The organism is Mesorhizobium loti CJ3sym, from assembly GCF_000472785.1.
Classification (GTDB): Bacteria; Pseudomonadota; Alphaproteobacteria; order Rhizobiales; family Rhizobiaceae; genus Mesorhizobium; species Mesorhizobium loti_E.
Genome location: NZ_KI421462.1, coordinates 85,037 through 109,558, shown reverse-complemented (window position 1 = coordinate 109,558; position 24,522 = coordinate 85,037). Strand labels below are relative to the sequence as shown.

24 protein-coding genes are annotated in these 24,522 nt (G+C 59.3%); 19 read left to right on the top strand and 5 right to left on the bottom strand.

Annotation, left to right across the window (positions count from 1 at the left end; all coding sequences use genetic code 11):
* The first annotated feature begins 17 nt into the window (after nucleotides 1–17).
* Genes trbL through A3A9_RS0136915 form a run of 5 tightly spaced genes read left to right on the top strand, consistent with a single transcriptional unit; the run spans nucleotide 18 to nucleotide 4,602 of the window.
* Complete coding sequence (trbL, locus tag A3A9_RS0136935) at nucleotides 18–1,340, top strand: P-type conjugative transfer protein TrbL (RefSeq protein WP_027033454.1); 1,323 nt, start codon at nucleotides 18–20, stop codon at nucleotides 1,338–1,340.
* Nucleotides 1,341–2,066, top strand: a complete 726-nt coding sequence (gene trbF, locus A3A9_RS0136930) for a conjugal transfer protein TrbF (protein WP_010914023.1) — start codon at nucleotides 1,341–1,343, stop codon at nucleotides 2,064–2,066. It begins immediately after the preceding gene.
* Between the two features lie 8 nt (nucleotides 2,067–2,074).
* Nucleotides 2,075–3,091 (top strand): P-type conjugative transfer protein TrbG, encoded by a 1,017-nt coding sequence (gene trbG, locus A3A9_RS0136925; RefSeq protein WP_430515917.1) that lies wholly within the window; start codon nucleotides 2,075–2,077, stop codon nucleotides 3,089–3,091.
* Nucleotides 3,092–3,102: 11 nt separating this feature from the next.
* Complete coding sequence (locus tag A3A9_RS0136920) at nucleotides 3,103–4,317, top strand: TrbI/VirB10 family protein (RefSeq protein ID WP_027033456.1); 1,215 nt, start codon at nucleotides 3,103–3,105, stop codon at nucleotides 4,315–4,317.
* Nucleotides 4,318–4,329: 12 nt separating this feature from the next.
* A complete protein-coding gene (locus A3A9_RS0136915; RefSeq protein ID WP_027033457.1) occupies nucleotides 4,330–4,602 on the top strand; it encodes a DUF2274 domain-containing protein in 273 nt (90 codons plus the stop codon).
* Between the two features lie 538 nt (nucleotides 4,603–5,140).
* Here A3A9_RS0136915 and hemN read toward each other — a convergent pair.
* Nucleotides 5,141–6,490, bottom strand: coding sequence for an oxygen-independent coproporphyrinogen III oxidase (gene hemN, locus A3A9_RS0136910; RefSeq protein WP_027033458.1), 1,350 nt, complete (start codon nucleotides 6,488–6,490; stop codon nucleotides 5,141–5,143).
* Nucleotides 6,491–6,647: 157 nt separating this feature from the next.
* Here hemN and A3A9_RS0136905 point away from each other — a divergent pair, with 157 nt between their 5' ends.
* Nucleotides 6,648–7,403, top strand: a complete 756-nt coding sequence (locus A3A9_RS0136905; RefSeq protein ID WP_027033459.1) for a Crp/Fnr family transcriptional regulator — start codon at nucleotides 6,648–6,650, stop codon at nucleotides 7,401–7,403.
* Nucleotides 7,404–7,406: 3 nt separating this feature from the next.
* Here A3A9_RS0136905 and A3A9_RS0136900 read toward each other — a convergent pair whose 3' ends face one another.
* Nucleotides 7,407–7,946: a hemerythrin domain-containing protein gene (locus A3A9_RS0136900; RefSeq protein WP_010914029.1), complete on the bottom strand. Its 540-nt coding sequence runs from the start codon at nucleotides 7,944–7,946 to the stop codon at nucleotides 7,407–7,409.
* A gap of 129 nt (nucleotides 7,947–8,075) precedes the next feature.
* On the opposite strand from A3A9_RS0136900, the gene ccoN reads away from it, so the two are divergent.
* The 8 genes from ccoN to ccoS all read left to right on the top strand — a co-directional run bounded on the left by ccoN (nucleotide 8,076) and on the right by ccoS (nucleotide 16,143).
* On the top strand, nucleotides 8,076–9,686 hold the full coding sequence (gene ccoN / locus A3A9_RS0136895; RefSeq protein WP_027033460.1) for a cytochrome-c oxidase, cbb3-type subunit I: 1,611 nt from the start codon (nucleotides 8,076–8,078) through the stop codon (nucleotides 9,684–9,686).
* 11 nt (nucleotides 9,687–9,697) lie between these two features.
* Nucleotides 9,698–10,429 carry a cytochrome-c oxidase, cbb3-type subunit II gene (gene ccoO, locus A3A9_RS0136890; RefSeq protein WP_027033461.1) on the top strand — a complete coding sequence of 244 codons (732 nt, stop codon included), beginning with the start codon at nucleotides 9,698–9,700 and terminating at the stop codon, nucleotides 10,427–10,429.
* Between the two features lie 10 nt (nucleotides 10,430–10,439).
* A complete protein-coding gene (locus tag A3A9_RS0136885; protein ID WP_027033462.1) occupies nucleotides 10,440–10,589 on the top strand; it encodes a CcoQ/FixQ family Cbb3-type cytochrome c oxidase assembly chaperone in 150 nt (49 codons plus the stop codon).
* A 2-nt stretch (nucleotides 10,590–10,591) separates the two neighbouring features.
* Entirely contained in the window at nucleotides 10,592–11,455 is an 864-nt protein-coding gene (gene ccoP, locus A3A9_RS0136880) for a cytochrome-c oxidase, cbb3-type subunit III (RefSeq protein ID WP_027033463.1), read from the top strand.
* A gap of 203 nt (nucleotides 11,456–11,658) precedes the next feature.
* Nucleotides 11,659–13,224, top strand: coding sequence for a cytochrome c oxidase accessory protein CcoG (gene ccoG / locus A3A9_RS0136875; protein WP_080680419.1), 1,566 nt, complete (start codon nucleotides 11,659–11,661; stop codon nucleotides 13,222–13,224).
* Nucleotides 13,221–13,718 (top strand): FixH family protein, encoded by a 498-nt coding sequence (locus tag A3A9_RS0136870; RefSeq protein ID WP_027033465.1) that lies wholly within the window; start codon nucleotides 13,221–13,223, stop codon nucleotides 13,716–13,718. The genes ccoG and A3A9_RS0136870 overlap by 4 nt, the downstream gene beginning before the upstream one ends.
* The gene (locus A3A9_RS0136865; protein ID WP_027033466.1) at nucleotides 13,715–15,997 is read left to right on the top strand and encodes a cation-translocating P-type ATPase; all 2,283 of its coding nucleotides are present in this window, start codon (nucleotides 13,715–13,717) and stop codon (nucleotides 15,995–15,997) included. Before A3A9_RS0136870 ends, A3A9_RS0136865 begins: the two co-directional genes overlap by 4 nt.
* Nucleotides 15,994–16,143, top strand: coding sequence for a cbb3-type cytochrome oxidase assembly protein CcoS (gene ccoS / locus A3A9_RS0136860; protein ID WP_006329249.1), 150 nt, complete (start codon nucleotides 15,994–15,996; stop codon nucleotides 16,141–16,143). The genes A3A9_RS0136865 and ccoS overlap by 4 nt, the downstream gene beginning before the upstream one ends.
* Nucleotides 16,144–16,182: 39 nt before the next feature.
* On the opposite strand, the gene A3A9_RS46180 is transcribed toward ccoS, so the two are convergent.
* Nucleotides 16,183–16,428, bottom strand: coding sequence for an Arm DNA-binding domain-containing protein (locus A3A9_RS46180; protein WP_407660584.1), 246 nt, complete (start codon nucleotides 16,426–16,428; stop codon nucleotides 16,183–16,185).
* Between the two features lie 144 nt (nucleotides 16,429–16,572).
* Nucleotides 16,573–16,869 carry a hypothetical protein gene (locus A3A9_RS0136850; RefSeq protein ID WP_224713086.1) on the bottom strand — a complete coding sequence of 99 codons (297 nt, stop codon included), beginning with the start codon at nucleotides 16,867–16,869 and terminating at the stop codon, nucleotides 16,573–16,575.
* A gap of 623 nt (nucleotides 16,870–17,492) precedes the next feature.
* On the opposite strand from A3A9_RS0136850, the gene A3A9_RS0136840 reads away from it, so the two are divergent.
* Both A3A9_RS0136840 and A3A9_RS0136835 read left to right on the top strand, forming a co-directional pair.
* Complete coding sequence (locus A3A9_RS0136840) at nucleotides 17,493–19,424, top strand: hypothetical protein (protein ID WP_027033468.1); 1,932 nt, start codon at nucleotides 17,493–17,495, stop codon at nucleotides 19,422–19,424.
* Nucleotides 19,425–19,476: 52 nt separating this feature from the next.
* Entirely contained in the window at nucleotides 19,477–20,385 is a 909-nt protein-coding gene (locus A3A9_RS0136835; protein ID WP_080680529.1) for a carbohydrate kinase family protein, read from the top strand.
* A 38-nt stretch (nucleotides 20,386–20,423) separates the two neighbouring features.
* Here A3A9_RS0136835 and A3A9_RS40930 read toward each other — a convergent pair whose 3' ends face one another.
* A complete protein-coding gene (locus A3A9_RS40930) occupies nucleotides 20,424–20,921 on the bottom strand; it encodes an NADAR family protein (protein WP_032925939.1) in 498 nt (165 codons plus the stop codon).
* Nucleotides 20,922–20,956: 35 nt separating this feature from the next.
* Between A3A9_RS40930 and A3A9_RS0136825 the strand changes: the two genes are divergently transcribed.
* The 3 genes from A3A9_RS0136825 to A3A9_RS0136815 all read left to right on the top strand — a co-directional run bounded on the left by A3A9_RS0136825 (nucleotide 20,957) and on the right by A3A9_RS0136815 (nucleotide 24,449).
* Nucleotides 20,957–21,316, top strand: a complete 360-nt coding sequence (locus tag A3A9_RS0136825; protein WP_157279971.1) for a helix-turn-helix domain-containing protein — start codon at nucleotides 20,957–20,959, stop codon at nucleotides 21,314–21,316.
* Between the two features lie 103 nt (nucleotides 21,317–21,419).
* Entirely contained in the window at nucleotides 21,420–22,538 is a 1,119-nt protein-coding gene (locus A3A9_RS0136820; protein WP_027033471.1) for a phosphoribosyltransferase-like protein, read from the top strand.
* Between the two features lie 18 nt (nucleotides 22,539–22,556).
* A complete protein-coding gene (locus A3A9_RS0136815; RefSeq protein ID WP_027033472.1) occupies nucleotides 22,557–24,449 on the top strand; it encodes a hypothetical protein in 1,893 nt (630 codons plus the stop codon).
* The last annotated feature ends 73 nt before the right edge of the window (nucleotides 24,450–24,522 follow it).

Genomic DNA, 24,522 nt, shown 5'->3' with positions numbered 1-24,522 from the left:
ACGACGAGGAAGGCGGCATGAACGACCTTGGGGTCATTGATCGCTTCATGGAGACCTTCATCCGCTACATCGATAGCGGGTTCGGTCTGCTCTCGGGCGATGTCGCCTTCCTTACCACGACCCTGATCGGCATCGACGTCACACTTGCCGGCCTCGCCTGGGCATTCGGCGGCGAACCCAACATATTCGGCCGGCTCATCCGCAAAGTGCTCTATGTCGGCGTCTTTGCCTTCATCTTGAATAACTTCAAGAACCTCGCCGACATCATCTATCGGTCCTTCGCTGGCCTCGGCATCAATGCGTCCTCAGGCAATCTCTCCGCCGACAATCTCCTGCATCCGGGGCGCATTGCCGCAACCGGTTTCGAGGGCGCCTGGCCGCTTCTCGATCAGGCAAGCCAGCTTCTCGGCTTCCCAGAAATCTTCGGCAACGCGCTCACCATCTTCGTGCTGCTCGTGGCCTGGTTCCTGGTCATCATCGCCTTCTTCATCCTCTCCATCCAACTCTTCATCACCATCCTCGAATTCAAACTCACCACTCTGGCCGGATTCATTCTTGTGCCCTTCGCGCTTTGGAACCGGTCAGCGTTTCTCGCCGAGCGCGTGCTCGGCAATGTCATCTCGTCGGGCATCAAGGTGATGGTGTTGGCCGTCATCATCGGCATCGGCTCCACGCTCTTTGGCGAGTTCGCTTCCGCGCTGCAAGGCAAGGAGCCGGATCTGGCCGCCGCCATGTCACAGGTCCTGGGCGCCTTGGCGCTCCTTGGTCTCGGCATTTTCGGACCTGGGATAGCCTCCGGTCTTGTCTCGGGCGCGCCGCAGCTTGGCGCGGGCGCCGCACTTGGAACCACGGCAGCCGCAGCCGGTGCATCGCTCGTTGCCGCAGGCGCAGCATTTGCCGGCGCGCGCACGGCAACCGGCAGCGGTCTCACCGCACTCCGTGCCGGCACGACCATGGGGTCAGCGGCTTCTACGGCCTGGCAGATCGGGCGCGCAACATCGCCCGAGTCCGGCCTGTCCGGTGTAGCTGCTGGAATGCATGGTGTGACCAGCGCCGCCGGCGGCGCCGCAATGCGGGCGGCACGATCTGCCGCAGGGGGCTTCGGGCGCAGCGTTGATGCCGGGCGCGAAGCTGCCTGGACCGCGACCGGTGGTGCGCCGACCGCATCCATGACCGGAAGCCCTACTGGTCCGGTCGCTGATGCCGCGCCCGGCTGGGCCAGGCGCCTGCGTTCCGAACAGACAGCCCGTGCCCACCGTCACACCGCCATGCAGGCCGTCCGTGAAGGCGACAGGCCGGGAGGCAGCGCCAATCCCTCTCTCAACGACAAGGACGACTAAATGCTATTCAAGCGACCCATTCAACGTTATGGCAAGACGCCCGAGCCGGTCACGCCGTATCAGAAGGCCGCGCAGCTCTGGGACGAGCGCATAGGCTCATCTCGAGTGCAGGCCCGCAACTGGCGGTTCATGGCTCTTGGCTGTCTGACCTTGGCGGCCGGACTTTCCGGCGGACTCGTGTGGCAGTCGATGCAGAGCCGCGTCGTGCCTTACGTCGTCGAGGTCGACGGCTTCGGCGAGGCACGCGCCGTTGCGCCGGCAATCCGGGACTACGAGCCCTCCGATGCCCAGATCGCGTGGCATCTCGGCCGCTTCATTCAGAATGTCCGTTCCGTTTCCACCGATCCGGTGCTGGTGCGGCAGAACTGGCTTTCGGCCTATGACTTCGCCACCGACCGCGCGGCGCTCTTTCTCAACGAGTACGCCAAGGCGAACGATCCTTTCGGCCAGATCGGCACACGCAGCGTGTCGGTGCAAGTGACCAGCGTGGTCAGGGCTTCCGACAGCTCGTTCCAGGTCAAGTGGGCCGAGCAGGTTTTTGAGCGCGGCAGCCTTGCCAGCACGACGCGCTGGACCGCGATCCTCACCATCGTGATCCGCCCGCCAAGTAATACTGACCAACTGCGCAACAACCCGCTCGGCGTCTTCATCAATGCGATCGACTGGTCGCGCGAGCTCGACAGTGCTGCGCCGACGTCCGTTTCCCCAAAAGGAGTCCACCAATGAAGAATAGAATGTCGTCGGTCCGTGCCGTGCTGATCCTGTCGGCCTCTACAGCAGTCCTCTCCGCCTGCGCGTCGAAGCCGGTACCGCCGCCTGAGATTTCCTATGATGCTGCCGATTTCAAACCAGCCGCAATCGAGAAGCCGCCGGAGAAGCCGGTCAAGATAGTCGAGGTGCCAAAGCCGCTGCCGCTACCCGGTCAGTTACAGCCCAATCCGGGCAGGGTGGCCGAAGACAAGCGCTCTCCTGAAGAACGGGTCTCCGATGCCAATAAAGCAGCGACGCAGCAACCTACCAGGTATGGGTACATGAATGCGGTTCAGGTTTATCCATTCGCCGATGGCGCGCTCTATCAGCTCTACGCCGCACCGGAGCGCGTCACCGATATCGCACTCCAGCCGGGCGAGAAGCTAACAGCCGTGTCGGCCGGCGACACGGTGCGTTGGGTGATCGGCGATACTGTCAGCGGCACCGGTGACAATCAGCGCACCCATGTGCTGGTAAAACCCTTCGCGCCGGGGCTTACCACCAATCTGGTGATCACCACGGAACGACGCACCTACCATTTGCAGCTTCAAAGCACCGAGAAAACCTCGATGGCGGCGATCTCCTGGACCTATAGCGAGGACCAGATCATCGCGCTACGCCAGCGCAACGCTCAAGCCGAGGGTGCCATGCCGGTAGCTTCGAATGTGGCGCTCGAGAATATCCGCTTTCGGTATTCAATCACCGGCGACACACCACCCTGGAGGCCGACGCGCGCTTTCGACGATGGCAGCAAGGTCTATATCGAATTCCCCCGTCGCATTGATCAGGGTGAAGCGCCTCCTCTCTTCATCGTCGGCGCCGATGGCAATGACCAGCTCGTCAACTTCCGTATGCGCGGCAACTATTACATCGTCGATCGCCTCTTTGCTGCCGCCGAACTGCGCCTCGGCGCCAAACAGCAGCAAGTGGTGCGCATCACCAGGACTGACGGCCGGCAACCGCCGCGGCGGATTCCGCTCTTTGCGCGGACCAGCAGGTGAGGGGAGCGCTCATGACCGATACTTCCCGATCCGATGCGCCGCCGAAACTCGATCCCGAGCAGCTGCAATTGCGAGCCTCGCCCCGCCGCGCTGTCCGATTCAGGCGCGGTGTGATCGTCGCCATCGCTGCAGTCGGATCCGGTGCCATTCTGGGCGTCACGATGATGGCGCTTCAAGGACCGGCATGGCGTATCAAGCACCAGGCAGAGGACCGCTATAACACCGAGCGCAAGCCACCCGCCGAGGGACTAGAAGCGCTTCCCAAGGACTATTCCGGGATCATGCCGAAGGCCCCTGTGCTCGGACCGCCACTGCCCGGCGACCTCGGTCGCCCCATCCTTGAACGCCAACGTCAGCTCGGCATCGCGCCAGGGCAGGATATCTCCGCCGAGGAGCAGCGCCTTGCCCAGCAAGCAATTGAGGCGCGCGAGTCGCAAGTCTTGTTCCGGATCGACAATCGACCCAGACAGACAGATGTCGCCGGCGGCGGGCCGAGTGCGCAGCAGCCGTCTGAGGCGCTTCCGCAATCCGGAGCGACGCGCGCGTCAGCTTCCGTTGCCCCAGCCGAGGGTGACCAGAACAACCAACAGCGCAAGCTCGATTTTGTCAGTCAGCGAAACACAAGCGGGATCTACAATCCGCATGCGCTGCAGACGCCGGCCTCGCCCTACCAACTGATGGCCGGCAGCGTGATCGCGGCCAGTCTCGTCACCGGCATAAATTCCGACTTGCCTGGCCTTGTCGTCGCGCAGGTCACCGAGAATGTGCACGACACAGTCACCGGCAGCATTGTGCTCATTCCGCAAGGCTCACGCCTCATCGGCACTTATGACAGCGTCGTGGCTTTTGGGCAGAGGCGCGCATTGCTGGTCTGGCAGCGAATAATCCTGCCCGACGGTTCCTCGATCGAAATCGACAATCTGCCAGCGACGGATACTGCCGGCTATGCCGGGCTTGAAGACAAGGTCGATTTTCACACCTGGCAGCTGATCAAGGGAGTTGCTCTAGCGACGCTACTGGGCGTTGGTACCGAGTTGAGCTTTGGGGAAAACGAAAGCGACCTAGTTAAGGCGATCCGGGAATCCACTCAGCAAAACATCAGTCAAGCCGGCCAGCGCATCACCGAAAAGAACCTGAATATTCAACCCACCATTATCGTCCGCCCCGGTTGGCCCCTCCGCGTGATTGTACACAAGGATCTTGTGCTGCGCCCATACCCGACTTGAACAGGAGTAATCATGGCAGATCTGAAACTTGGAAAGCTTCCAGACCGGACACCTTCGAAGATGACCATCACCGTTAGCGCGGACTTGAACCAAGCACTCAAGGACTATGCGGCGCTTTACCGCCAGACCTATGGCGAGTCTGAAACGGTAGCGGAACTCATACCTTTCATGCTGGCAGGGTTTCTGGAAGGTGACAGAGCGTTTGCCAAGGCCAGAAAGGAAAGCTTGCCTGCCGCCGGCATGTCAGAGAAATCGCGACGCGTGTCAGGTTCAGATTCCGAGTAATCGAAGCATAAAGTTGGTCAATTGGCGCAGCCGCCCGGGTGCCTAATTTCCCGGCGGTCGCGGCCTACCGATCCGTCATGTAAGGCCTATGCGCGAACTTCGAGCAGCTGGAGGTCAAGTAAGTGCCTGGGCGGCCCGGAAACCGCGAACAAGGCGCAGGGCGTGCTAGCCGCACTCATGCATGGTTTCAGACACGTGGGAACGCCGTGCGGTTGTTACTCAGAATGAGCCCATCTCAAAGGGGCATTCAAGAGCCGCAGCGCTGAGTAGCGAAAGCCGCAATGGGGTGCGTCGCTGACATTCAGTGAAAGACTGGGCCGAACAATCCAACCTGCTTGGGCGGATACGAAGTGGAGCCCTGCCTGCAGGGTTCCGGCGGGTCCCAGCCCTCTGCCATGCGACCCCCTTTGGGAAATACCCGCGTCGTCACAGCATCGTAAAGTGGCGTCATATGCACTATCGAATTGTTAGCTGCTGGTTTCGGCGATTTTGAGGAGGTTCGCGATCGACTGAAGACGGTGACGTTCGTCTGTGGCACTCAGACTGCCACTGAGTGCCTGGCCGTTCCACTTTCGAAATATTTGTCGAACTTCGCTGCAATGCTCCTTACAAAGGGACGACTTTCCGCCGATACGACGTAACTGTCACCTTGGAGTTCAAGCGGTCGAGCAGGGTCGCCAATGGCGATGGAGCTTGCTTGGAAAAGAAGCTTTTGTCCGGCTTCCCCGAAGCGTTCCACCAGATCGGCTGCTGAAAAGCCGAAATCGCACATCAAGCGCTCGATGATCCAGCCGCGAACACGGTCATCTTCGGAAAACGCGATGCCGCGGACCGTGGCCAGATGTCCCCCCTCGACCATGCGTCTATATTCGGCTGTCGACGGCATGTTCTGCGAATAGCCCTGTCGAAACCGGCTGATCGATGACGACCCGAGCCCGATCAGTGTTTCGCAGCGATCCTCGGTGTAGCCCTGGAAATTGCGGCGGATTGTTCCCGCGCGAGCCGAGACTGCAAGCGCATCATCCGGCCTGGCGAAATGGTCTATTCCAATCGCCTCGTATCCGGCGCCCATGATCAGACGGGCGGCAATTTGCCACTGAGCGAACCGTTCGGCCGGACCCGGCAACCATGCCTCGTCGATCATAGTCTGATGCTTCTTGAACCAGGGCACATGCGCGTAGCCGAACAGCGCCATCCGGTCCGGCTCCAGAGTCAGCGCCTGCGCCACGGTGGAACAGACGCTCTCCCTGGTCTGATGCGGCAGGCCGTAAAGCAAATCGAGGTTCACGGACCCTACGCCGCGAGAGCGAATGCCGTCTACAACCGCCTTGGTCTGCAAAAAGCTCTGCTCGCGATTGATCGCCTTCTGCACCTTCGGATCGAAATCCTGAACGCCGACGCTCGCCCGCGCCATGCCGATCTCGGCAAGTGTATCAAGGCGGGCTTCGTCCATGTCGTTGGGTTCGATTTCGACGCTGATCTTCGCATCGGCAAGAAAATCGAAGCTATCCCGCAGGACAGTTCCCAAGGCTATCATATCCTCGGGCTTCAGCATGGTCGGCGAGCCGCCGCCGAAATGCACGGCGCGGACATGGGCCTTGCTGCCGACAAGACCGGCGACAGTCGCGATCTCCGCGTGAAGCGAGCGGAGATACGAAGCCACCGGCTCGTAGCGGCGGGTCTGCTTTGTATGGCACGCACAGAACCAGCACAGCCGGTCGCAATAAGGGATGTGCAGGTAGAGCGAGACCTCGTCACCGCTTTCGAGCGCCTTCAACCAGCTTCGATAGACATCAGCGTCGACGCCAGGATGGAAATGCGGCGCGGTCGGGTAACTGGTATAACGCGGGACGTTCTCGCCAAGCCTGGCAGCTAATTCCGGTCTCATTTGGTGGTCCGCCGTTTTTGCCTCGCCGGAAGTCTGGACGCGTCGAAGAGCCAATGCCCTGATTTCGGTCAGCCTCCAGCACGGACAAACTGCCGCAAGGATTTCTCTGCCATCGCTTGCTATCCTGTCGAAACTTGAGATCGGTAGCGCGAGCGTAATGACAGTACGGCAAGACATTCACAGTTCCGGCATTCCCGTTCTTTGCCTGTCTTGCGCAGCACGACATCGCGGCGTCTGCGGTGCGCTCGATCCAAACCATTTGGTTGGGCTAGCCAAAACTTCGTCGCGGCACAAGCTCGAGCCGGGGGTCGAACTGATCACCGACGCCGAGGCCGTCGACAGCTATTCAAACTTGCTTTCAGGCGTTGTGAAGCTGACGAAGTGCCTTTCGGACGGCCGCCAGCAGATTGTCGGTCTTCGGTTCGCACCGGATTTTCTGGGACGGCCCTTCAAGGTGAAAAGCACGATCAATGTGGAAGCGGCAACCTCCGTCTCCCTGTGCTCGTTTCCGAAGGCGGCCGTTGAACGGATAATGAAGGAATCACCGGGACTCGAGCATCGCCTGCTCAAGCAGACGCTGGACGAACTCGACGAGGCACTTGAATGGATGGTGACTCTCGGGCGCAAGACCGCACCGGAGAAGGTGGCGAGCTTTCTCCTCATGATCGCCCGGAATATGGATTCCAGTATCGACCCGGCGGCTGGGTCGGCATGCTTCGATCTGCCGCTGACACGTGCCGACATCTCTGATTTCCTTGGACTGACGAACGAGACCGTGAGCCGCCAGCTTACGCGATTGCGGGCTGACGGCGTGATCCGGATCGAGAACAAACGCCATGTAACGGTCGACAGCATGAGCCGGCTGGAGCAGCGCTGCGGCGGCCGAGGCGCGCGGCAACCGGCCTTTGAATGAGACCTAAGCGTCGGGGCCTTCGTCGCTTATTACGATCCGCGGCAGGACATGCTCGCGTTCGAAAGCGATGTGTCGCCGCAAGCCTTCGAAGAAGCCGCGTAGCATGAATCCGACAGCTTCCGCGCTCTCTATCGGATCACCATGACCGATCGCTAGGAGCGTTTCGGCCACCTCGCCAGCGAAGCATTGATCCTCAAGGTGCTCGATGCGCAACCGGCTGGTAGAGGCAAGTTTGGCCTCGGCCGGGGTCAAGTGCGCCTCATACGCAGGGAAAATCACCCTCTCCTCAAACCCATGAATGTCACGGAGCAGCGGAACGATCTTCTTGGCCGTTCCAAGACATTTGAGGCGGTCGACGTTCGGCAGTGCATCGGCAATGCTTTCCAGCGAGAAGCAGAGCTCCAGCTTTTCCCGATGAGCAAGCTTCATGACCTCGCCCGGAATCGCCTCTGTGCCGGCCTGGCGCGAGAAAGCCGCACTTGTCCATGAGCGGGTTGGCCCGTGCTGCGTTTCCTTGTTCAAATCGCCACCTTCTGATTGCACCGAACTCGATGCTGCCCGAAGCAAAATCGTGCGGCTCTGACATGGATCAGGGCGAGCAGGCGGCAACTACGGAATTAATGCACCGCGGATTTGGCGTCCGCGCATTGGAATCCTGGTCGGGGACATGTCATGAAATTCGGCACGGAGATCGTCGTTCTAAGCCTGTTTGCTTTTGCGGCCCTGGTGGCTGCCGGCTTCGGCGTAGAAGGACCTTTTCGCCAGCATATGGGGGTTTTGTTCTTCGCCGTGGCTGGCTTTACCGCGATCCTGCTGCGCAACACAGATTTCAAGCCGGCGGCTCCGATCGACACCTCCGCCTACATGGATGGCCCGATCCGCTACGGAGCCATTGCAACGGTATTCTGGGGCGTCGTCGGCATGCTCGTCGGTGTGATCATTGCCCTGCAGCTGGCATACCCTCACCTCAACATCCAACCCTGGTTCAATTTCGGCCGGCTGCGGCCGCTGCACACATCCGGCGTCGTCTTCGCCTTCGGCGGCAACGCTTTGCTTTGCACGTCTCTCTATGTCGTGCAGCGCACGTGCCGCGCCCGGCTGTTTGGCGGCAAACTGGCCTGGTTTGTGTTCTGGGGTTACCAGCTGTTCATCGTCATGGCGGCGACCGGCTACCTGCTCGGCATCACCGAAGCCCGCGAATACGCCGAACCCGAATGGTATGTGGATCTCTGGCTGACCATCGTCTGGGTCGCCTATCTCATCCTGTTCCTCGGCACGATCCTGAAGCGCAAGGAACCGCATATCTACGTCGCCAACTGGTTCTACCTGTCCTTCATCGTGACAATCGCGATGCTGCATGTGGTCAACAATCTGTCGATGCCGGCGTCGTTCCTGGGCTCGAAGAGCTACTCCGCCTTCTCCGGCGTCCAGGACGCCTTGACGCAATGGTGGTATGGCCACAACGCCGTCGGTTTCTTCCTCACCGCCGGGTTCCTCGGCATGATGTATTATTTCGTGCCCAAGCAGGCGAACCGGCCGGTCTATTCCTACCGCCTGTCGATCGTCCACTTCTGGGCGATCATTTTTCTCTACATCTGGGCCGGCCCGCACCACCTGCATTACACCGCCTTACCCGACTGGGCGCAGACGCTCGGCATGGCGTTCTCGATCATGCTGTGGATGCCGTCATGGGGCGGTATGATCAATGGCCTGATGACGCTGTCTGGCGCCTGGGACAAGCTGCGCACCGATCCGATCATCCGCATGATGGTGATGGCAGTCGCCTTCTACGGCATGTCGACCTTCGAAGGTCCGATTATGTCGATCAAGACGGTCAATTCGCTGTCGCACTACACGGACTGGACCATCGGCCATGTCCATTCCGGAGCGCTCGGCTGGGTTGGCATGATCTCGTTCGGCGCAATCTACTACATGGTGCCGAAACTGTGGAACCGTGAACGTCTCTATTCGCTGCGGCTCGTCACCTGGCACTTCTGGCTGGCGACGCTCGGAATCGTCGTCTACGCCGCGGTGATGTGGGTTTCCGGCATCATGCAGGGCCTGATGTGGCGCGAACACGACGAGCAGGGTTTCCTCGTCTACTCCTTCGCCGAAACCGTCGCCGCCATGCATCCCTTCTACGTCATGCGTGCCATCGGCGGTGCGATGTACCTCACCGGCGCCCTGCTCATGGCCTGGAACGTGACCATGACCATTCTTGGCCACCAGCGCGAAGAGCAACCAATGCCAGGTTCCGAGCCCGCCCTCCGGCCTGCCGAATAGGGAGCCAGACAATGGGCTTGATGGACAAACACGCGATCATCGAGAAGAACGCCACGCTTCTTCTCGTTGGCTCTCTTCTTGTCGTGACCGTCGGCGGCATCGTCGAGATTGCGCCGCTTTTCTATCTCGACAACACGATCGAGAAAGTCGAAGGCATGCGGCCCTACTCGCCACTGGAACTCGCCGGACGCAACATCTATGTGCGCGAGGGCTGCTACCTCTGCCACAGCCAGATGATCAGGCCTTTCCGGGACGAGGTCGAGCGCTACGGCCACTACAGCCTGGCCGCCGAGTCCATGTACGACCACCCCTTCCAGTGGGGCTCGAAGCGCACCGGCCCTGACCTTGCACGAGTCGGCAACCGCTATTCCAACGAATGGCACGTTCAGCACCTTATGGATCCACGTTCGGTGGTGCCGGAATCTATCATGCCTCGCTATGCCTTCCTGAAGGACGCTCCGATCGAGGTGAAGGACTTCTCGACGCATCTGGTTGCGAACGCGCGTGTTGGCGTCCCGTACTCCGATGAGATGATCGCGCACGCCAATGCCGATCTGATGGTCCAGGCCGACCCGAATGCCGATGCCTCCGGCGTCGAGAAACGCTATCCGAAAGCCAAAGTCGGTGATCTGGACGGCAATCCGCAGCAGGTGACCGAGATGGATGCCCTCGTCGCCTATCTGCAAATGCTGGGAACACTGGTCGATTTCAAGACCTATGACGATGCAGCCGGCTACCGCTGAGGGGGACGCAATGAGCTATAATTTGATGCGGGAATTCGCGGACAGCTGGGGTCTGCTTGCCATGGCGCTCTTCTTCGTCGGCTGCATTGCCTTTGCCTTGCGTCCCGGCGGCAAAACACAGGCCGATCAAGCCGCCCAGATTCCACTCAAGGACGACTGATCATGAGCAGCGAGTATATCGATGAAGTCTCGGGCATCTCAACGACCGGTCATGAATGGGACGGGATAAGGGAGCTCAACACCCCATTGCCCCGATGGTGGGTGATAACCTTCTACATCACCGTCGCTTGGGCGGTGGCTTATACAATTGCGTATCCGGCTTGGCCGATGCTGTCTTCCGCGACCAAGGGTGTGCTTGGCTATTCCAGCCGCAACGCTGTCAAGATTGAGCTGGCGGCTGCCGAAGCCGCCAAGGGCAAATATGTCGCGGCCATCCAGCAGAAGACCGTATCCGAGATTGCAGCCGACGACGCGCTGCGTGAATTCGCGATAGCGGCCGGCGGAGCTACCTTCAAGGTCAATTGCGTGCAATGCCACGGCTCGGGCGCCCAAGGGTCGAAGGGCTTTCCAAACCTGAACGACGATGACTGGCTGTGGGGCGGCACGACCGAGCAGATCCAGCAAACGATCGCGCACGGCATCCGTTTCGCATCCGACCCGGATACTCGGCAGTCGGAAATGCCCCCTTTCGGTGACATCATCACGCCCGAACAGATCGCACAGGTCGGCGCCTATGTCGCCAGCCTCTCGGGCAAGGTCCAGGATGCAAGTCTTATCGAGCCCGGCGCCAAGGTATTCGTGGAAAACTGCGTCGCCTGTCATGGCGATAATGCGAAAGGCAACAAAGAGCTCGGCGCGCCCAATCTGACCGATGCGATCTGGCTCTACGCACCCGGCGAGACAGCCATCGCCGTCCAAGTCCGCGCGCCGAAGCACGGTGTCATGCCGGCCTGGATCGGGCGTCTCGGCGAGACGAAGGTTAAGGAACTTGCGGTTTATGTCCATTCGCTTGGCGGCGGAGAATAGGAACGGAAGCCTATTCTCGGCCCTCCCCGCCAAGCGACGGGGCCCGGCACGAGTCGGGCCCCGACACCATTCCGGCATGCGGCGATTGACCTGCAGCAAGGCGGCGCGGCCCACACGGCGAAGCGGGCTCACTGCAGACCGGACGTCTGTCGAAGCAGACAAGTCCGTCGCACAACGATGTCATAGGCCGCGCGCGAGTGGAGATGCACGTGCTGGATAAAACGCAGATGGAGCGGCTCGAGGCAAAAGCGGTCAACTCCGCCAAGACACGACAGCCGCTCTATGCTCCGCGCAAGAAAATCTTCCCTAAACGCGCCTCGGGCAGCTTTCGCCGCTTCAAATGGCTGGTGATGGCGATCACGCTGGGCATCTATTATCTGATGCCCTGGTTGCGCTGGGATCGAGGTCCGTTTGCTCCTGATCAGGCCGTGCTGATCGATCTTGCCAACCGCCGTTTCTACGTCTTCTTCATCGAGATATGGCCGCAGGAATTCTACTATGTCGCCGGCCTTCTGATGATGGCCGGCATCGGCCTCTTCCTGATCACGTCCACCGTCGCCCGCGCCTGGTGCGGCTATACCTGCCCGCAGACGGTATGGGTCGATCTTTTCCTAGTTGTCGAGCGGGCGATCGAAGGCGATCGCAACGCTCGCATGAAGCTCGACGCCGGCCGCTGGACCGCGCGCAAACTGGTGCTGCGTGTGTCGAAACACGTCATCTGGCTGGTCATAGCGGCAGCTACCGGCGGCGCCTGGATCCTCTATTTCGCCGATGCGCCGACGCTGATCGGCGACGTATTCAACGGCACCGCCGCTTCGGTCGCCTACGTCACCATCGCGGTGCTGACGGCGACCACCTACACGTTCGGCGGGCTGATGCGCGAGCAAGTCTGCACCTACATGTGCCCGTGGCCGCGCATCCAGGCTGCCATGCTCGACGAGAATTCGCTCACTGTGACCTACAATGACTGGCGTGGCGAACCTCGTTCGCGGCACGCCAAGAAGGTCCAGGCTGCGGGGCAGCCGGTCGGTGACTGCGTCGACTGCAATGCCTGTGTCGCAGTCTGCCCGATGGGGATCGACATTCGCGACGGCCAGCAACTCGAATGCATCACTTGCGCGCTGTGCCTTGATGCCTGCGATGGCGTCATGAACAAGCTCGGCAAGGAGCGCGGGCTGATCTCCTATGCGACGCTGTCCGACTACAACGCCAACATGGCGGTGGCGACCGCAGGCGGCTCCGGTCCCGTGAACCCTTCACTCGTCAGAACGGCCGACAGCACATTCTCCGCCAGGTTGGCGCATTTCCATATTCGCAAGATCTTCCGGCCGAGGACCTTCTTCTACATGGGCGCGTGGACGGCGGTCGGGCTTGCCTTGATCTATTCGCTGCTGACGCGCGACCGACTCGAGATCAACGTCCTGCACGACCGCAATCCGCAATTCGTGACCCTGTCCGACGGCTCGATCCGCAACGGTTACACCGTCAAGCTGCTTAACATGATCCCCGAGCCAAGGACGATCGTCGTCACGATGCAGGGCTTGCAGGGAGCCGAAATGAGCGTCGTCGGCAGTGATCTGCCGGCAGCTCGCTTCTTCGCCATCGCGGTCGAACCCGACCGGCTAAACATGCTGAAGGTCTTCGTGCGCCAGCCAGCGGGTGAGGTTCGGCACGCTGCACAAACCTTCAAGTTCCGCGTCGAGGACAGAGCGAGCTTCGAATCGGACGAATACACCGCCACCTTCAACGCCCCGGAGATCGCCAGATGAGCACCAATACGCAAAAGACGCGTGAGTTCACCGGCAGGCACATGCTGCTCACCATTCTCGGCTTTTTCGGCGTGATCATCGCGGTCAATCTCACGATGGCGACACTCGCCAGCACGAGCTGGACCGGCCTTGTCGTCGAGAACACCTATGTGGCCAGCCAGCAATTCAACCGAAAGGCCGAGGAAGGGCGCGCGCAGGCGGCACTCGGCTGGACCGGCAAACTGACGATCGCTCGGGGTGAGGTCCGCTACAGCTTGAGCGATACCACCGGCAAGCCGGTCCCCTTGCATGGCGTCAAGATACTGTTTCGCCATCCCGCTTATGAGGCCGAGGACAAGTCCGTCACTCTTACCCTTGCTTCGGCTCAGGAGTTTGCAGCACGGGACGTGCCCAAGGATGGCGTCTGGATCGTCGAAGTCGATGCCGACGTCGGTCTCGCGGAGCCCTATCGCGACGTTCGCCGGATCATAATTTCGCAAGGAGCGCTGCAATGAGCTGTTGTGCACCCAGCGCGGAACTGGCGCTGGATCTGACCGGTACCACATCGGTCCTGCCGTCTAGCCAGGAGATCAGGTTGGCGAGCCGGTCGCTTGGCGACAATCTTTGGCAGACCGACCTTTCAGTGCCGACGGTTCACTGCGCGGCCTGCATCCAGACGATCGAGACGGCGCTGGCAAAGCTCGACAATGTCGAAGGCGCGCGTGTCAACCTGTCGACGAAACGGGTCGCGATCCGGTGGCGTGGCGACGAGGTGCCACCCTTCGTCGCCGCGCTGGGAAGGCTGGGCTATCAGGCGCACCTTTTCGCCGCCGAGATCGATGAAAAGGACAAGACGCTTGCCGAGCTGATCCGCGCGGTCGCGGTCGCCGGCTTCGCCGCCGGCAACATCATGCTGCTTTCGGTCTCGGTCTGGTCCGGCGCCGAAGGCGCAACGCGGGACCTGTTTCATTGGGTCTCGGCGCTGATTGCGATCCCGGCACTGGCCTTCGCCGGCGGCATCTTCTTCCGCTCGGCCTGGAACGCGCTGCGTCACGGCCGCATGAACATGGATGTTCCGATCGCGGTCGGAGTGTCCCTCGCCTATGCCATGAGCCTCTATGAGACGATCAACCACGGCGATCACGCCTATTTCGACGCGTCGGTTTCGCTGCTGTTTTTCCTGTTGATCGGTCGCACGTTGGATCACGTGATGCGCGAGCGGGCCCGGACCGCCGTGAAAGGCCTGTCCCAGTTGGCCGCACGTGGCGCCATGGTGCTGCGCGGCGACGGCGCGCGCGACTATCTGCCGGTTGGCGAGATCGAACCCGGCATGCTGCTGTTGATCGGGGCCGGCGAAAGAATCCCCGTCGACGGCAAGATCATTCAAGGGGCCTCGGATCTCGACTGCTCGCTGGTTTCCGGCGAGAGCACGCCTCGAAACGTGGCGGCAGGTGAAGCCGTGCAGGCCGGTGTCCTCAACCTGACCGGCTCGCTGACGATTGAGGCCACAGCCGCCGCGAAAGATTCGTTTCTGGCGGAAATGGTTCGGCTCATGGAAGCCGCAGAGGGCGGCCGCGCGCATTATCGCCGGATCGCCGATCGCGTTTCAGGGCTCTATGCCCCGGTGGTTCATCTCACAGCCTTCGCGACGTTCCTTGGCTGGATGGCGGCGACCGGCGACTGGCACCGGGCGATAACCATCGCCATCGCCGTTCTCATCATCACATGCCCATGCGCACTCGGCCTCGCCGTGCCGATCGTGCAGGTAGTCGCCGCGCGGCGCCTGTTCGAAAACGGCATCATGGTCAAGGATGGTTCGGCCATGGAGCGCCTGGCGACGATTGATACAGCGGTGTTCGACAAGACCGGAACGCTCACGCTCGGCCAGCCCCGACTGGTCAATGCGTCGTCGATCGATCCGACGATGCTGGCGATCGCAGCCGACATGGCCGCGCACTCCCGCCACCCGTTCTCAAAGGCCATAGCCGGTTTCGCGAATTTTGTCGGTCAACCGAAATTGGAGGCCGTCAGCGAGCACCCCGGTTTCGGGATCGAAGCCACAACCGCGGACAGCACCTGGCGGCTCGGTCGACGCGGATGGGCTGGATGGAAGGCTCGAACCGGCGGCGAAGGCAAACATGGCTACGGCACGGTTCTGACGAAGAACAGGATGATTGTCGCTTCCTTCGCTTTCGAGGATGCGTTGCAGGCCGATGCCGGGAGCGTCATGGCGCAATTGAACGATGCAGGGGTCGCGGTCGAAATGCTGTCGGGCGATACCGCGGACGCCTGTGGCGATGTCGCAAGAATATTGGGCATCGACCGTTTTGTTCCGGCGCTGCTGCCGTCCGGGAAGGTTGAGCGGATCGAAGTGCTGACCAAAGCCGGCCACAAGGTCCTGATGGTGGGCGACGGGCTCAACGACACGCCAGCGCTGGGCGCTGCGCACGTCTCGATCGCTCCAGCCACCGCCGCCGATATTGGTCGCAACGCGGCTGATTTCGTGTTCCTGCGTGAAAGCCTTTCGGCAGTAACCCTTGCGCTGGACGTCTCGCGGAAGGCAGGGCGGCTTATCCGCCAGAACATAGCCATCGCGATCATCTACAACGCCGTTGCCGTGCCGATCGCCATCTTCGGCAACGTCACGCCGTTGGTCGCGGCGGTCGCGATGTCCGCCTCATCGCTGCTGGTGATCGGAAACGGGCTGCGGCTGCAGGGCTTTATGCTCGCCGAGCTGACGAGGGCTTCTTCGGCAACACATTCCGGCATTCACCCATCAGCGCGGTCATCATGACGATACTCGTCTACCTCATGCCAGTCGCCCTATTTCTTGGCGCACTGGGGCTGACTGGCTTTCTGTGGGCGTTGAAGAGTGGCCAATATGAGGATCTTGACGGAGCCGCTGAGCGCATCCTCCGGGACGACAAGCCGGAACGCTGAGCCAGAGCGCTATTCCCGACGCTGTGCTGACGCCGGCCCTCAGCCGACTCGGAATAACGATCGTGCCGGGTCGATGCCAACCAGCAGCAGGCGCTTTGCGGCATCGCGGGCTTGGCGTACCTCGGCGAGAGAAATGAGAAGATAGCTGTCTAGCGGCAGAAGTTTCTGCTTGCCTTCAAATCGATAGGTGAGGCGGCATAGGCGGGATCCGGAGGACTGCATCCAAAACTGGAGCCCGCCACCGTCAGAGGCCCAATCCGGTCCAAGAAGATTCTTTGTTTCCAAATAGTTGTGATTTGCGCAGCGGCAGCGCTACCAACATAGATACCAAAATATTTCTGCGGATTGTTTCGGTTCCCAATCTATCCGCGGCTGGACTCGTGGGAGTGACAAGGGCATCGGCAACACTATAGGCGCAGTTATGCGACGCTAAGTTTCCGGAAATAGCTTAGGAAACAGTTCGTCCAACGTGTCGACCGGGAAGCGTAGCGATACCGGTCCTTTCGGGGTATCGGACGCAAGCAGGCCAAGCTCGAGCACCTCGGTAAACACGCGGCGGGCCCTACGTTCCGGCAAGCCAGCGATACGTGAGGCCTCACCGCGATCGAACTCGCCGCGCAGAAGCGCCTCCTCGAGCAGCCGGAAAGCTTCCGGCTTCAGGTCGTAGCGTTGAACAAACCGCTGCAGGCGCCGGGCAAGTTGGTTAAAATCGAAAAGGCTGGACATGAAACTGACCTGGTCGATGCATACGCGTGCGCGGATGCAGCTTGGCGCCGAGAACCGCCGAGCTTGCTGACAGCTCAGCCAGCGCGTCGGAGATAGGCTCCGCAACGTCTGCCAGGCGCGCCGGCTCGATGCGCTGTACGGTCTCTTCCATGATTGGCCGATGCTAGATTGCGCTAAGTACATATGTGTCAACAGAAATTTTAGCTGAGCGCCCATAACTGGCCGATCATTTGGCCGATGTTAGGCGCTACCTCAGCTTCACCGAGACGGTTGATCGATGACGCCAATGTCGATGCCGATGATGGCCGATATTCGCCATGCTCAGCGCATTGATAGCATGTACAAATTTGCGATCGGTAGGCTTGAGAATCATCGCTGAACCGAACATAACAGGAACAAACTGGTGCAGTGGTGTGAGGAAGCTGGTGTTTTTATGCGCTTTATCTGGAAGATGGGTGCCATCATACGTTGGCAGAAAATAGCGTGCGGCCCGGCTCTGGATATGCGATGTTTCTTAGGCACGGGCCGGTGAGATTGCTTGCCCCGCCGCGTTCGCGAACGATCCGTTCTCGTGAACTACAGCGTCCGCTTGCTCCGAGTCCGTTTGAAGTTAGGCGAGCAGAATGACTGTCTTCTCCGAAAAATTGCGCCGGTTGCCTGAGACAATCGAGTTGGCGAGCGCGCACGGAGCTGGCGACATTGCTTTCGCTCTTTCACAAGGGAAAGGACGGCTCGCCGTCGCTATTGCCTCGGGGGGATCCGTAGTTACAGCAGAATTCTTCTCGCGGTGCCGGACAACATTGCAATTGGGTCCGACGATGGTGATGACACCCATGCAGTTCGTCCTATCGATGGAAAATTGGGATGGATGCGATATCTGGCTGTTCAGCGCCGGAGCGAACAATCCTGACATCGCGGCAGCCTTCCGTGTCGCAAATGCATCCAGCTGCAAATCGCTCCAGTTGATGACAGTTCAATCGGAAGGCGCGACAACCATTGTGGCCTCAAATAGTCCTCGCGCCAAAGTGATTGTTACGCCAGTTGCCGATCCCAAGGATGGGTTTCTAGCGACGCATTCAATGATTTCGATGGTGACCGCCTTGTTGATGGCGTCAGATCTCACCACTGAGCAGCCGCAACGCGGGAGATTGGCCGAAGAACTCCGAAAGCGCGCGGAAGAGGTGCTAAGTGCACCTCAAAGCCCAGACTTCGATTTCCAGGTTGGGGATACTCTGTTCGTTCTGCACGATCCGCAAAACGCAGCAGCTGCAACGTTGATTGAAACTTCTCTTTGGGAGACCGGAATAGCGCCAGTACAGAGGACTGATTTCAGAAACTTCGCTCACGGTCGTCATGTTTGGGCGGCGAAGCATCCAGAGACCATGTACGTGCTGGCTTTGACAACCGCGGAAAGTGGCGATGTTTGGAAGCCCATCCGTGCAGCACTTCCTTCCCAGACCAGGATTCAAGATGCTGAGTTCGATCACGGTGGCCGATTGGCCAACGCGGTCAGCATTTTGTGGGGTCTATCCTTCGTTCAGCACCTCGGAAACGCTACGAGTATCGATCCGGGACGCCCGGGGAGAGGCGCGTTTGCCGAGGCGATATATGACAATCCCGCGCTCGACACGCTTTCGCGAGATTTGACTTCATCGGTTCGACACAAGACGTCCGCGCGGATGTACTTTGATCCTATCGATGAGCGATCAGCATCACTTTGTTCCGTTGGGCGAGAGAGGCTGCTTAGTTTGGGGGGCGCGAGCTTTGTCGGTCTCGCGCTCGATTATGATGGGACGGTCGTCCCGAACGATCCGCGTGAAGCCCGGCTCGGTCCTCCTCCCAAAGCGATTATGCACGAACTGGTCAGGCTTGTTGATGACGGCATCCAGGTGGGCTTTGCGACAGGACGCGGCGGCTCCGCTGGCGAAAAATTGCGAGACGCCCTTCCGAAGCGGATACATAGAAATGTCCTCATGGGTTATTATAACGGCGCCCACATTCGAACGCTCGACGTCGACATAGCTGAGGACCCCCCGCAACGAAATCCGAACATTGCCGAGGTTACCCGGTGGCTAACGGGCTCAGGCCTGCTTCGCGACGGAGTCGAGATCAAGACGCGTCCAATTCAGGTGTCGATTGACTGTGCCGATGTCATCGACGTCGAGCGTTTTGCGGATGGCTTGGCTGCTTGCCCTCAGATAGTCGAAGGTAGCGTGAAGGTGCTGAGATCTCACCATAGCGTCGATATCGTCTTGGCATCTACGTCAAAGCTCCGCGTTGTAGAGGAGCTCGCCCGTCGATCCGGCGATGCGAGCAAGGCCGTTCTCGGCATCGGAGATAGTGGCTCGCCATTGGGAAATGATCGGGAGCTATTATCCGGACCGCATTGTCTAAGCGTTGGCAGTGTTTGCGGCGCTTCAGGCGGCGCTTGGACGCTGTTTGGATCAAAGTTGCGAGGTCCGGATGCTCTCCTGCGCATTTTGCAGGCCGCTCGTGCGAAGGGATGCGAAATGATGATTGATCTTTCTGCTCTGACCCTCGATCAGCACTCTTGAAATGGTGACCGAGAAAAAACAGAGTGGGCCAGCTTATGACCGGGAGAGTCCGATGAGTGCAGTCGACGTGGTCGGCACAGGATTTACTGTTCTCGACCGCATCTACGCGGACTCGTTGGCGGTGTCGTCCGAGGATCTTGGTGGCTCTTGCGGGAACGTTTTGATTTCGCTCGCCATGCTTCAGCGGAATGTGGCGCCGGTGTTGAGCCTCGGTGAAGACGAGGTTGGCATCCGTCTTGTGGTCGCATTCCGGCACGCGGGAGCCGAGACGCGATACATCCGACAAACAGAACACATCCGCTCGCCGATCCTTGCTCAGCGTCTGCATGGGCCCGGGGTACATACATTCGAATTTAGGTGTCCAGAAACTTCCATCGATCTTCCGCGATATGAGCCGATAGACTGGGAAGATGTGAGCCGGGCTCTGCCGGCGATCAAGAACTGCAATGTCTTCTATACGGATCGATTATCCGGAGCGATCGTCGATGCGATGGAAGCTGCGGCCGACGCAGGGTCCACCGTCTATTTCGAGCCATCCGCGCTTGGCGATAAAGAGCTTTTCAGACGCGCAGTCGCTGCAGCGTCCGTTCTCAAGTTCTCAGCAGAGCGTCTGGCAACACTGGCGGGGCAGGTCGCCCCCCACGACGCCCTTTTCCTAATCGTGACGCACGGAGAAGCTGGTCTGGAGGTACGACGGGGAGCTGAGAAGGCGTGGTGCAAATCCTACCCGGCGCCCGAATTGCGCGACACCTGTGGTTCTGGCGATATGGTAAGCGTTGGCGTGATTGATTGGCTGCTGAGCCGCCGCGACCGCGCGACCCGGAAGATTTCAATTGACGAATTCGTTGTCGGAATCGAAGCTGGACAACGCCTGGCTGCCGAGAACTGCGCCTATGTCGGTGCTCGCGGCATCTTCCGCGAGCGTGGTGCAGAATACGCGCGGTCTGTCTTGCGGGGGTAAACCCGATGTCGGCAGTTTCAGATTTGCATTGGCTCTTCTTACGCCGCCTTCGAGACGTCGTCGTTCTGAAGCTTTGCACGGAGTTCCATCAGTAGCTCTCCAAGCATATTGCGACCCTGACCATTCACCTCTCCCCAGAGCCGATTCACCTCATTGTCGACGGTCGCAGTTTCAATCAGTCGAGCTGAGCCCGTCGATACCAGCAATTCGCGAAGATCTTCATGCTGAGTGAACTTGGCTCGGAGCACGCACCTCATCCTGTCAAACTTTGTCCGTGACCAGCCTGGGCTGACATCCCAGTAATATAGCCCGTGCGCCGCCATCGCCAGAAGCGCGGGAGACGGTGCCGCCATAAGCCATGCTTTGACTTCCGGCTTACGCGCCTTGCCGGCCTGATAGGCGTGCTCGCTCGTCGCAAAGCGCTCGCCTTCGAATTCAATCTCGCGCCGGAATAGATTGCTGAAGGCCCCGTAAGGCTTCTCGCTGGCACGATAGAACCGGATTTCCTGGCCAACATCCGTCACGAAAAACTCCATTGTAAATTTGCATCGTTTAGTGCATGCAAATTTACATGAAGCCGAAGCAAATTGAAAGGGCGGAGTTGGTCCGCCATATCAATGAAAAGCGCTTAGAAGCAGGCCTTTCTTACGCGGAACTGGCTGACATTGCTGATGTCGACGCTAGCCAAGTTTCGCGTATTTGTCGGGGGCAATTCATTACGTTCGGAGCGAGCGTCGTGCGAATTTGCACGACCCTCGGGCTGCAAAATACGCAGGGTGAAGGAACGACATGGAAACGCAGTCGGCACGCATCCGATCCGAACTGGGCAAAGCTGGAGCGCTCAATTCGGCGTGCTTGGGATAATACACCGGCCGGTGCGGAGCGGCTTGCAAAAGTCATAGCTGCGGTTGGCGAAATCACCCGCAAGTGAATCCCGTGAATTAAGGTAAGGACCAGGTTGATTTCGCTGGACGAACGCACTCCTCCCTGCGGTATATCGCTGCGGTCGGGTAGAGGTGTCATGGGGAGTTCTGATGAGGAAGGATTTGGCGGAAAGCCTGCTGGCAAAAATCATGGAATGGTCTGACGAGGAAAAGGCAGCGGAACGCGCTTATCTCGAAAGCTTTGCCAGTTACAAATACGACGAATATCAGCAGTTCTCGCCAGGCAAACGGTTCATCGAGAGTCTGGCGCTCTGGCTTGGGCAGTTCACCGGGGGTGAAGAGCGTCGCGAGGCTTACAACTTCGTGCGAAAGAGGCTGCTTTTCATATCCACAGATGAAATGAATCATCTGGTGGAGCTTACCTTCCCGACGATCATTCGCCCAATCCTAATCGCTGACACTGCGACCGAACTTGGGGTCGATCCACATAAAGTGAAGGCAATCGTCGACACGGTGGAGTATCGAACTCGACTTCGCCAGACACTGGTCCTAGGCCTGAGCGACGGTGCGCGAACAGACTGGTTTCGTCGCGCGAATCCGCAAGAGATGTCCAATGAGCAAGTCTTTCATGCCTATGACGTTTCGGATCCGAAAAGCGAGGGCATGGTCCAAGACCTTCGGAAGCACCTAACGAAGATCTTGGGTCGAGAACCCCACGATCATGAGGCCCGGTTCCGGTACATCGTACTGCTCGATGATTTCACTGGCAGTGGTACGAGTTTCATTCGAGAGGATGGGCAAGGTGGATGGACCGGGAAGATAGCGAAGATCGTTAGCGGCTTAATGAAAGCAGGAAACCTTGGAGACGCGATAGCGAATTCCGGCGTCAAGATAATCATCATTCTCTATGTCGCCGGCGATCAGGCAATCGAGCACATTGAAAGCCGTTTGCCCAAGTTGACCTTCGGCAAGGGCACAGTCGAGTTCGAGGTGGTTCACAAACTGGGCGAAACGACGCCGCTCGATGATGCAAGCGACAGCCCAATCCTGGGGCTCGTCGCAGATGATCGATATTTTGACGACGATGCCGACGATGAGCATTCTAAAGTAGGCGGTACAAGCAAGCGCTACGGTTTCGCGAATTGCAGGCTCCCGCTCGTGCTAGCTCACAACACTCCCAACAACTCGATCTATCTGCTCTGGGCAGAGGACGACCAATCGGTTCGTGGCCTGTTTCCGAGAGTTAGCCGCCACAGAAAGCTACAGTAGGTGAGAAATCCATTCCGAATGCGCGCATCCCAGCGCTCGACGAGTGACGATGAGTTTGTTCGTCTCTTCGGCGTGGGTGCTTTGGAGGTCATCAAGTCCTTCGATGACCCTTGGAACGGTCTCGTCTTTCTTCGAAGTGCACCTGGTGGCGGAAAGACTACGTTTCTGCGTATTCTTACGCCGCGTCCGCTGAAGCTCACTGACAACCTCGCTGATCAGCACCAGCAGGTGAAGGCGACGCGCGACGCGCTGAGGGAGGTGGGCGCCATCGGTCGCGACGGACCGAAATTGCTTGGTGCGATGGTCGTCTTCACCAGTGAGTACAAGGAACTGAGTGCCTTTGACCGCGGCAATATACTCTTTCGAGAGCTATTGAATTCTCGAATTGTGGTCGCGACACTCAGGTCGGTGCTGGAACGAGCGGAACGTCAATTTCCCGACGATCTTGACCAATACAGCTTCGAATGGGAGCCGGAATCAGACGCGACTATTCCGGGCCGCGCTACAGGAAAGGAGCTTTTTACCTGGGCGTCGCGCATCGAACGAGATTTCTACGATCGAATGGACGATCTCGGTTCGCCTGCGTCGATAAAAGGTGGGCACGCGCGCTTGGACGGGCTCAAGTGGTTTGCGCATGTTCGCATAAGCGACGCGCAGGGTGATATGGACGTCAAGCGCGTCCTTCTCATGGACGAACTCCAGACACTGGCTCCTCCACAGCGTGCAAGCCTGATTGAATTCATAACCAATGCGCGGGAGCAGTGCGGAGTATGGATCGCTGAAAGGCTAGAGGCTCTTACGCATAAGGATCTGCTCTCCGAGGGCGCGCTTCGCAAACGAGATTACGAGAACGTCGTGCAACTGGAAGAACGTTGGTCTGGAACAAGAACCAAGTCCTATACCAAATTTGTGGAAACGATCGCCAATCTTCGGGCGGCCAAGGCTGATGGTTTCGAAGGGCGCGAGCTGTTTCCGCTCATTGGTGAAACCGACGACATACCGAGCTTGGAGACCGCTCTCACTGGCCGTACGGCGGAGATCGAGGCCGAAGTTGTTAAGATGGCCGGCGTTGGCCCTCGTTATTCGAATTGGCTTGCCAATGCTCGCGGGCTAAGCGGCAACCTTCTCGAACGCGCCTTCAAATGGCAGTTGCTCAAAATTCTGGTCATAAGAGATACGAGACGAACCCAGACAAGCTTCGATTTCGATTCATTGACATTGGATGAGTTCGGAGCACGATCAGGCAGCGGCACGGACCGAGCAGCAGAACACTTTCTGCGAACAGATGTGGGAGCGCCAATCTATTTCGGCCGTGAGTCTTTGAGCGCCGTATCATCCTCCAATGTGGACCAGTATCTGGAGGTGGCAGGCGCATTGTTTGAAGAAATCTCTGCGAAAATCCGGTTTCACCGAGATCAGCCGGTGCCACTCACGGCAGCGCGACAGGACGCACTGATCCGGGGCGTTGCGAAGGATCGGTGGGACGGGCTTCCGCGCCGCCTTCCGCGTGGTGTCGAGGCGCGCCGCCTGCTCGAAGCAATCGGCGAATACTGCCGCCAACAGACTTTCAGAAGCAGCGCCCCCTACGCACCCGGCGTCACCGGAATTGCGATCACGATGGACGATCGAAAACTGATAATTGACAGCGAGGACGCTGAAATCTCGCATTTTATTCGACTTCGAGACGTCATGACGTCTCTCGTGTCGCATAACCTACTGATGCCACGTCTCGACCATAGAAATAATGGTCGGGAATATGTCGTGTTCTATCTGAACCGTCTTCTCTGCGTACATTTTGGCCTGCCACTTGGTTACGGCGGCTGGAGACATCAAACACTGAAGAGCTTGCTTCACTGGCAAGAAGCAGGAGCGAAGGCAATCGCCGTGGCCGAGGAGGCAACTCTTGTCTAGTCCGAGCCCGGCAATGCGATGGGATCCCTACTCCCTCACACTCGACTCCGATTTCACCATGTTCTGGCGACGG

Bases quoted from the DNA above. Each gene is read 5' to 3' on its own strand.
- trbL (WP_027033454.1), top strand. From the start codon at position 18: ATGAACGACCTTGGGGTCATTGATCGCTTCATGGAGACCTTCATCCGC.
- trbF (WP_010914023.1), top strand. From the start codon at position 1,341: ATGCTATTCAAGCGACCCATTCAACGTTATGGCAAGACGCCCGAGCCG.
- trbG (WP_430515917.1), top strand. From the start codon at position 2,075: ATGTCGTCGGTCCGTGCCGTGCTGATCCTGTCGGCCTCTACAGCAGTC.
- A3A9_RS0136920 (WP_027033456.1), top strand. From the start codon at position 3,103: ATGACCGATACTTCCCGATCCGATGCGCCGCCGAAACTCGATCCCGAG.
- A3A9_RS0136915 (WP_027033457.1), top strand. From the start codon at position 4,330: ATGGCAGATCTGAAACTTGGAAAGCTTCCAGACCGGACACCTTCGAAG.
- hemN (WP_027033458.1), bottom strand. From the start codon at position 6,490: ATGAGACCGGAATTAGCTGCCAGGCTTGGCGAGAACGTCCCGCGTTAT.
- A3A9_RS0136905 (WP_027033459.1), top strand. From the start codon at position 6,648: ATGACAGTACGGCAAGACATTCACAGTTCCGGCATTCCCGTTCTTTGC.
- ccoN (WP_027033460.1), top strand. From the start codon at position 8,076: ATGAAATTCGGCACGGAGATCGTCGTTCTAAGCCTGTTTGCTTTTGCG.
- ccoO (WP_027033461.1), top strand. From the start codon at position 9,698: ATGGGCTTGATGGACAAACACGCGATCATCGAGAAGAACGCCACGCTT.
- A3A9_RS0136885 (WP_027033462.1), top strand. From the start codon at position 10,440: ATGAGCTATAATTTGATGCGGGAATTCGCGGACAGCTGGGGTCTGCTT.
- ccoP (WP_027033463.1), top strand. From the start codon at position 10,592: ATGAGCAGCGAGTATATCGATGAAGTCTCGGGCATCTCAACGACCGGT.
- ccoG (WP_080680419.1), top strand. From the start codon at position 11,659: ATGCACGTGCTGGATAAAACGCAGATGGAGCGGCTCGAGGCAAAAGCG.
- A3A9_RS0136870 (WP_027033465.1), top strand. From the start codon at position 13,221: ATGAGCACCAATACGCAAAAGACGCGTGAGTTCACCGGCAGGCACATG.
- A3A9_RS0136865 (WP_027033466.1), top strand. From the start codon at position 13,715: ATGAGCTGTTGTGCACCCAGCGCGGAACTGGCGCTGGATCTGACCGGT.
- ccoS (WP_006329249.1), top strand. From the start codon at position 15,994: ATGACGATACTCGTCTACCTCATGCCAGTCGCCCTATTTCTTGGCGCA.
- A3A9_RS0136850 (WP_224713086.1), bottom strand. From the start codon at position 16,869: ATGTCCAGCCTTTTCGATTTTAACCAACTTGCCCGGCGCCTGCAGCGG.
- A3A9_RS0136840 (WP_027033468.1), top strand. From the start codon at position 17,493: ATGACTGTCTTCTCCGAAAAATTGCGCCGGTTGCCTGAGACAATCGAG.
- A3A9_RS0136835 (WP_080680529.1), top strand. From the start codon at position 19,477: ATGAGTGCAGTCGACGTGGTCGGCACAGGATTTACTGTTCTCGACCGC.
- A3A9_RS40930 (WP_032925939.1), bottom strand. From the start codon at position 20,921: ATGGAGTTTTTCGTGACGGATGTTGGCCAGGAAATCCGGTTCTATCGT.
- A3A9_RS0136825 (WP_157279971.1), top strand. From the start codon at position 20,957: ATGAAGCCGAAGCAAATTGAAAGGGCGGAGTTGGTCCGCCATATCAAT.
- A3A9_RS0136820 (WP_027033471.1), top strand. From the start codon at position 21,420: ATGAGGAAGGATTTGGCGGAAAGCCTGCTGGCAAAAATCATGGAATGG.
- A3A9_RS0136815 (WP_027033472.1), top strand. From the start codon at position 22,557: ATGCGCGCATCCCAGCGCTCGACGAGTGACGATGAGTTTGTTCGTCTC.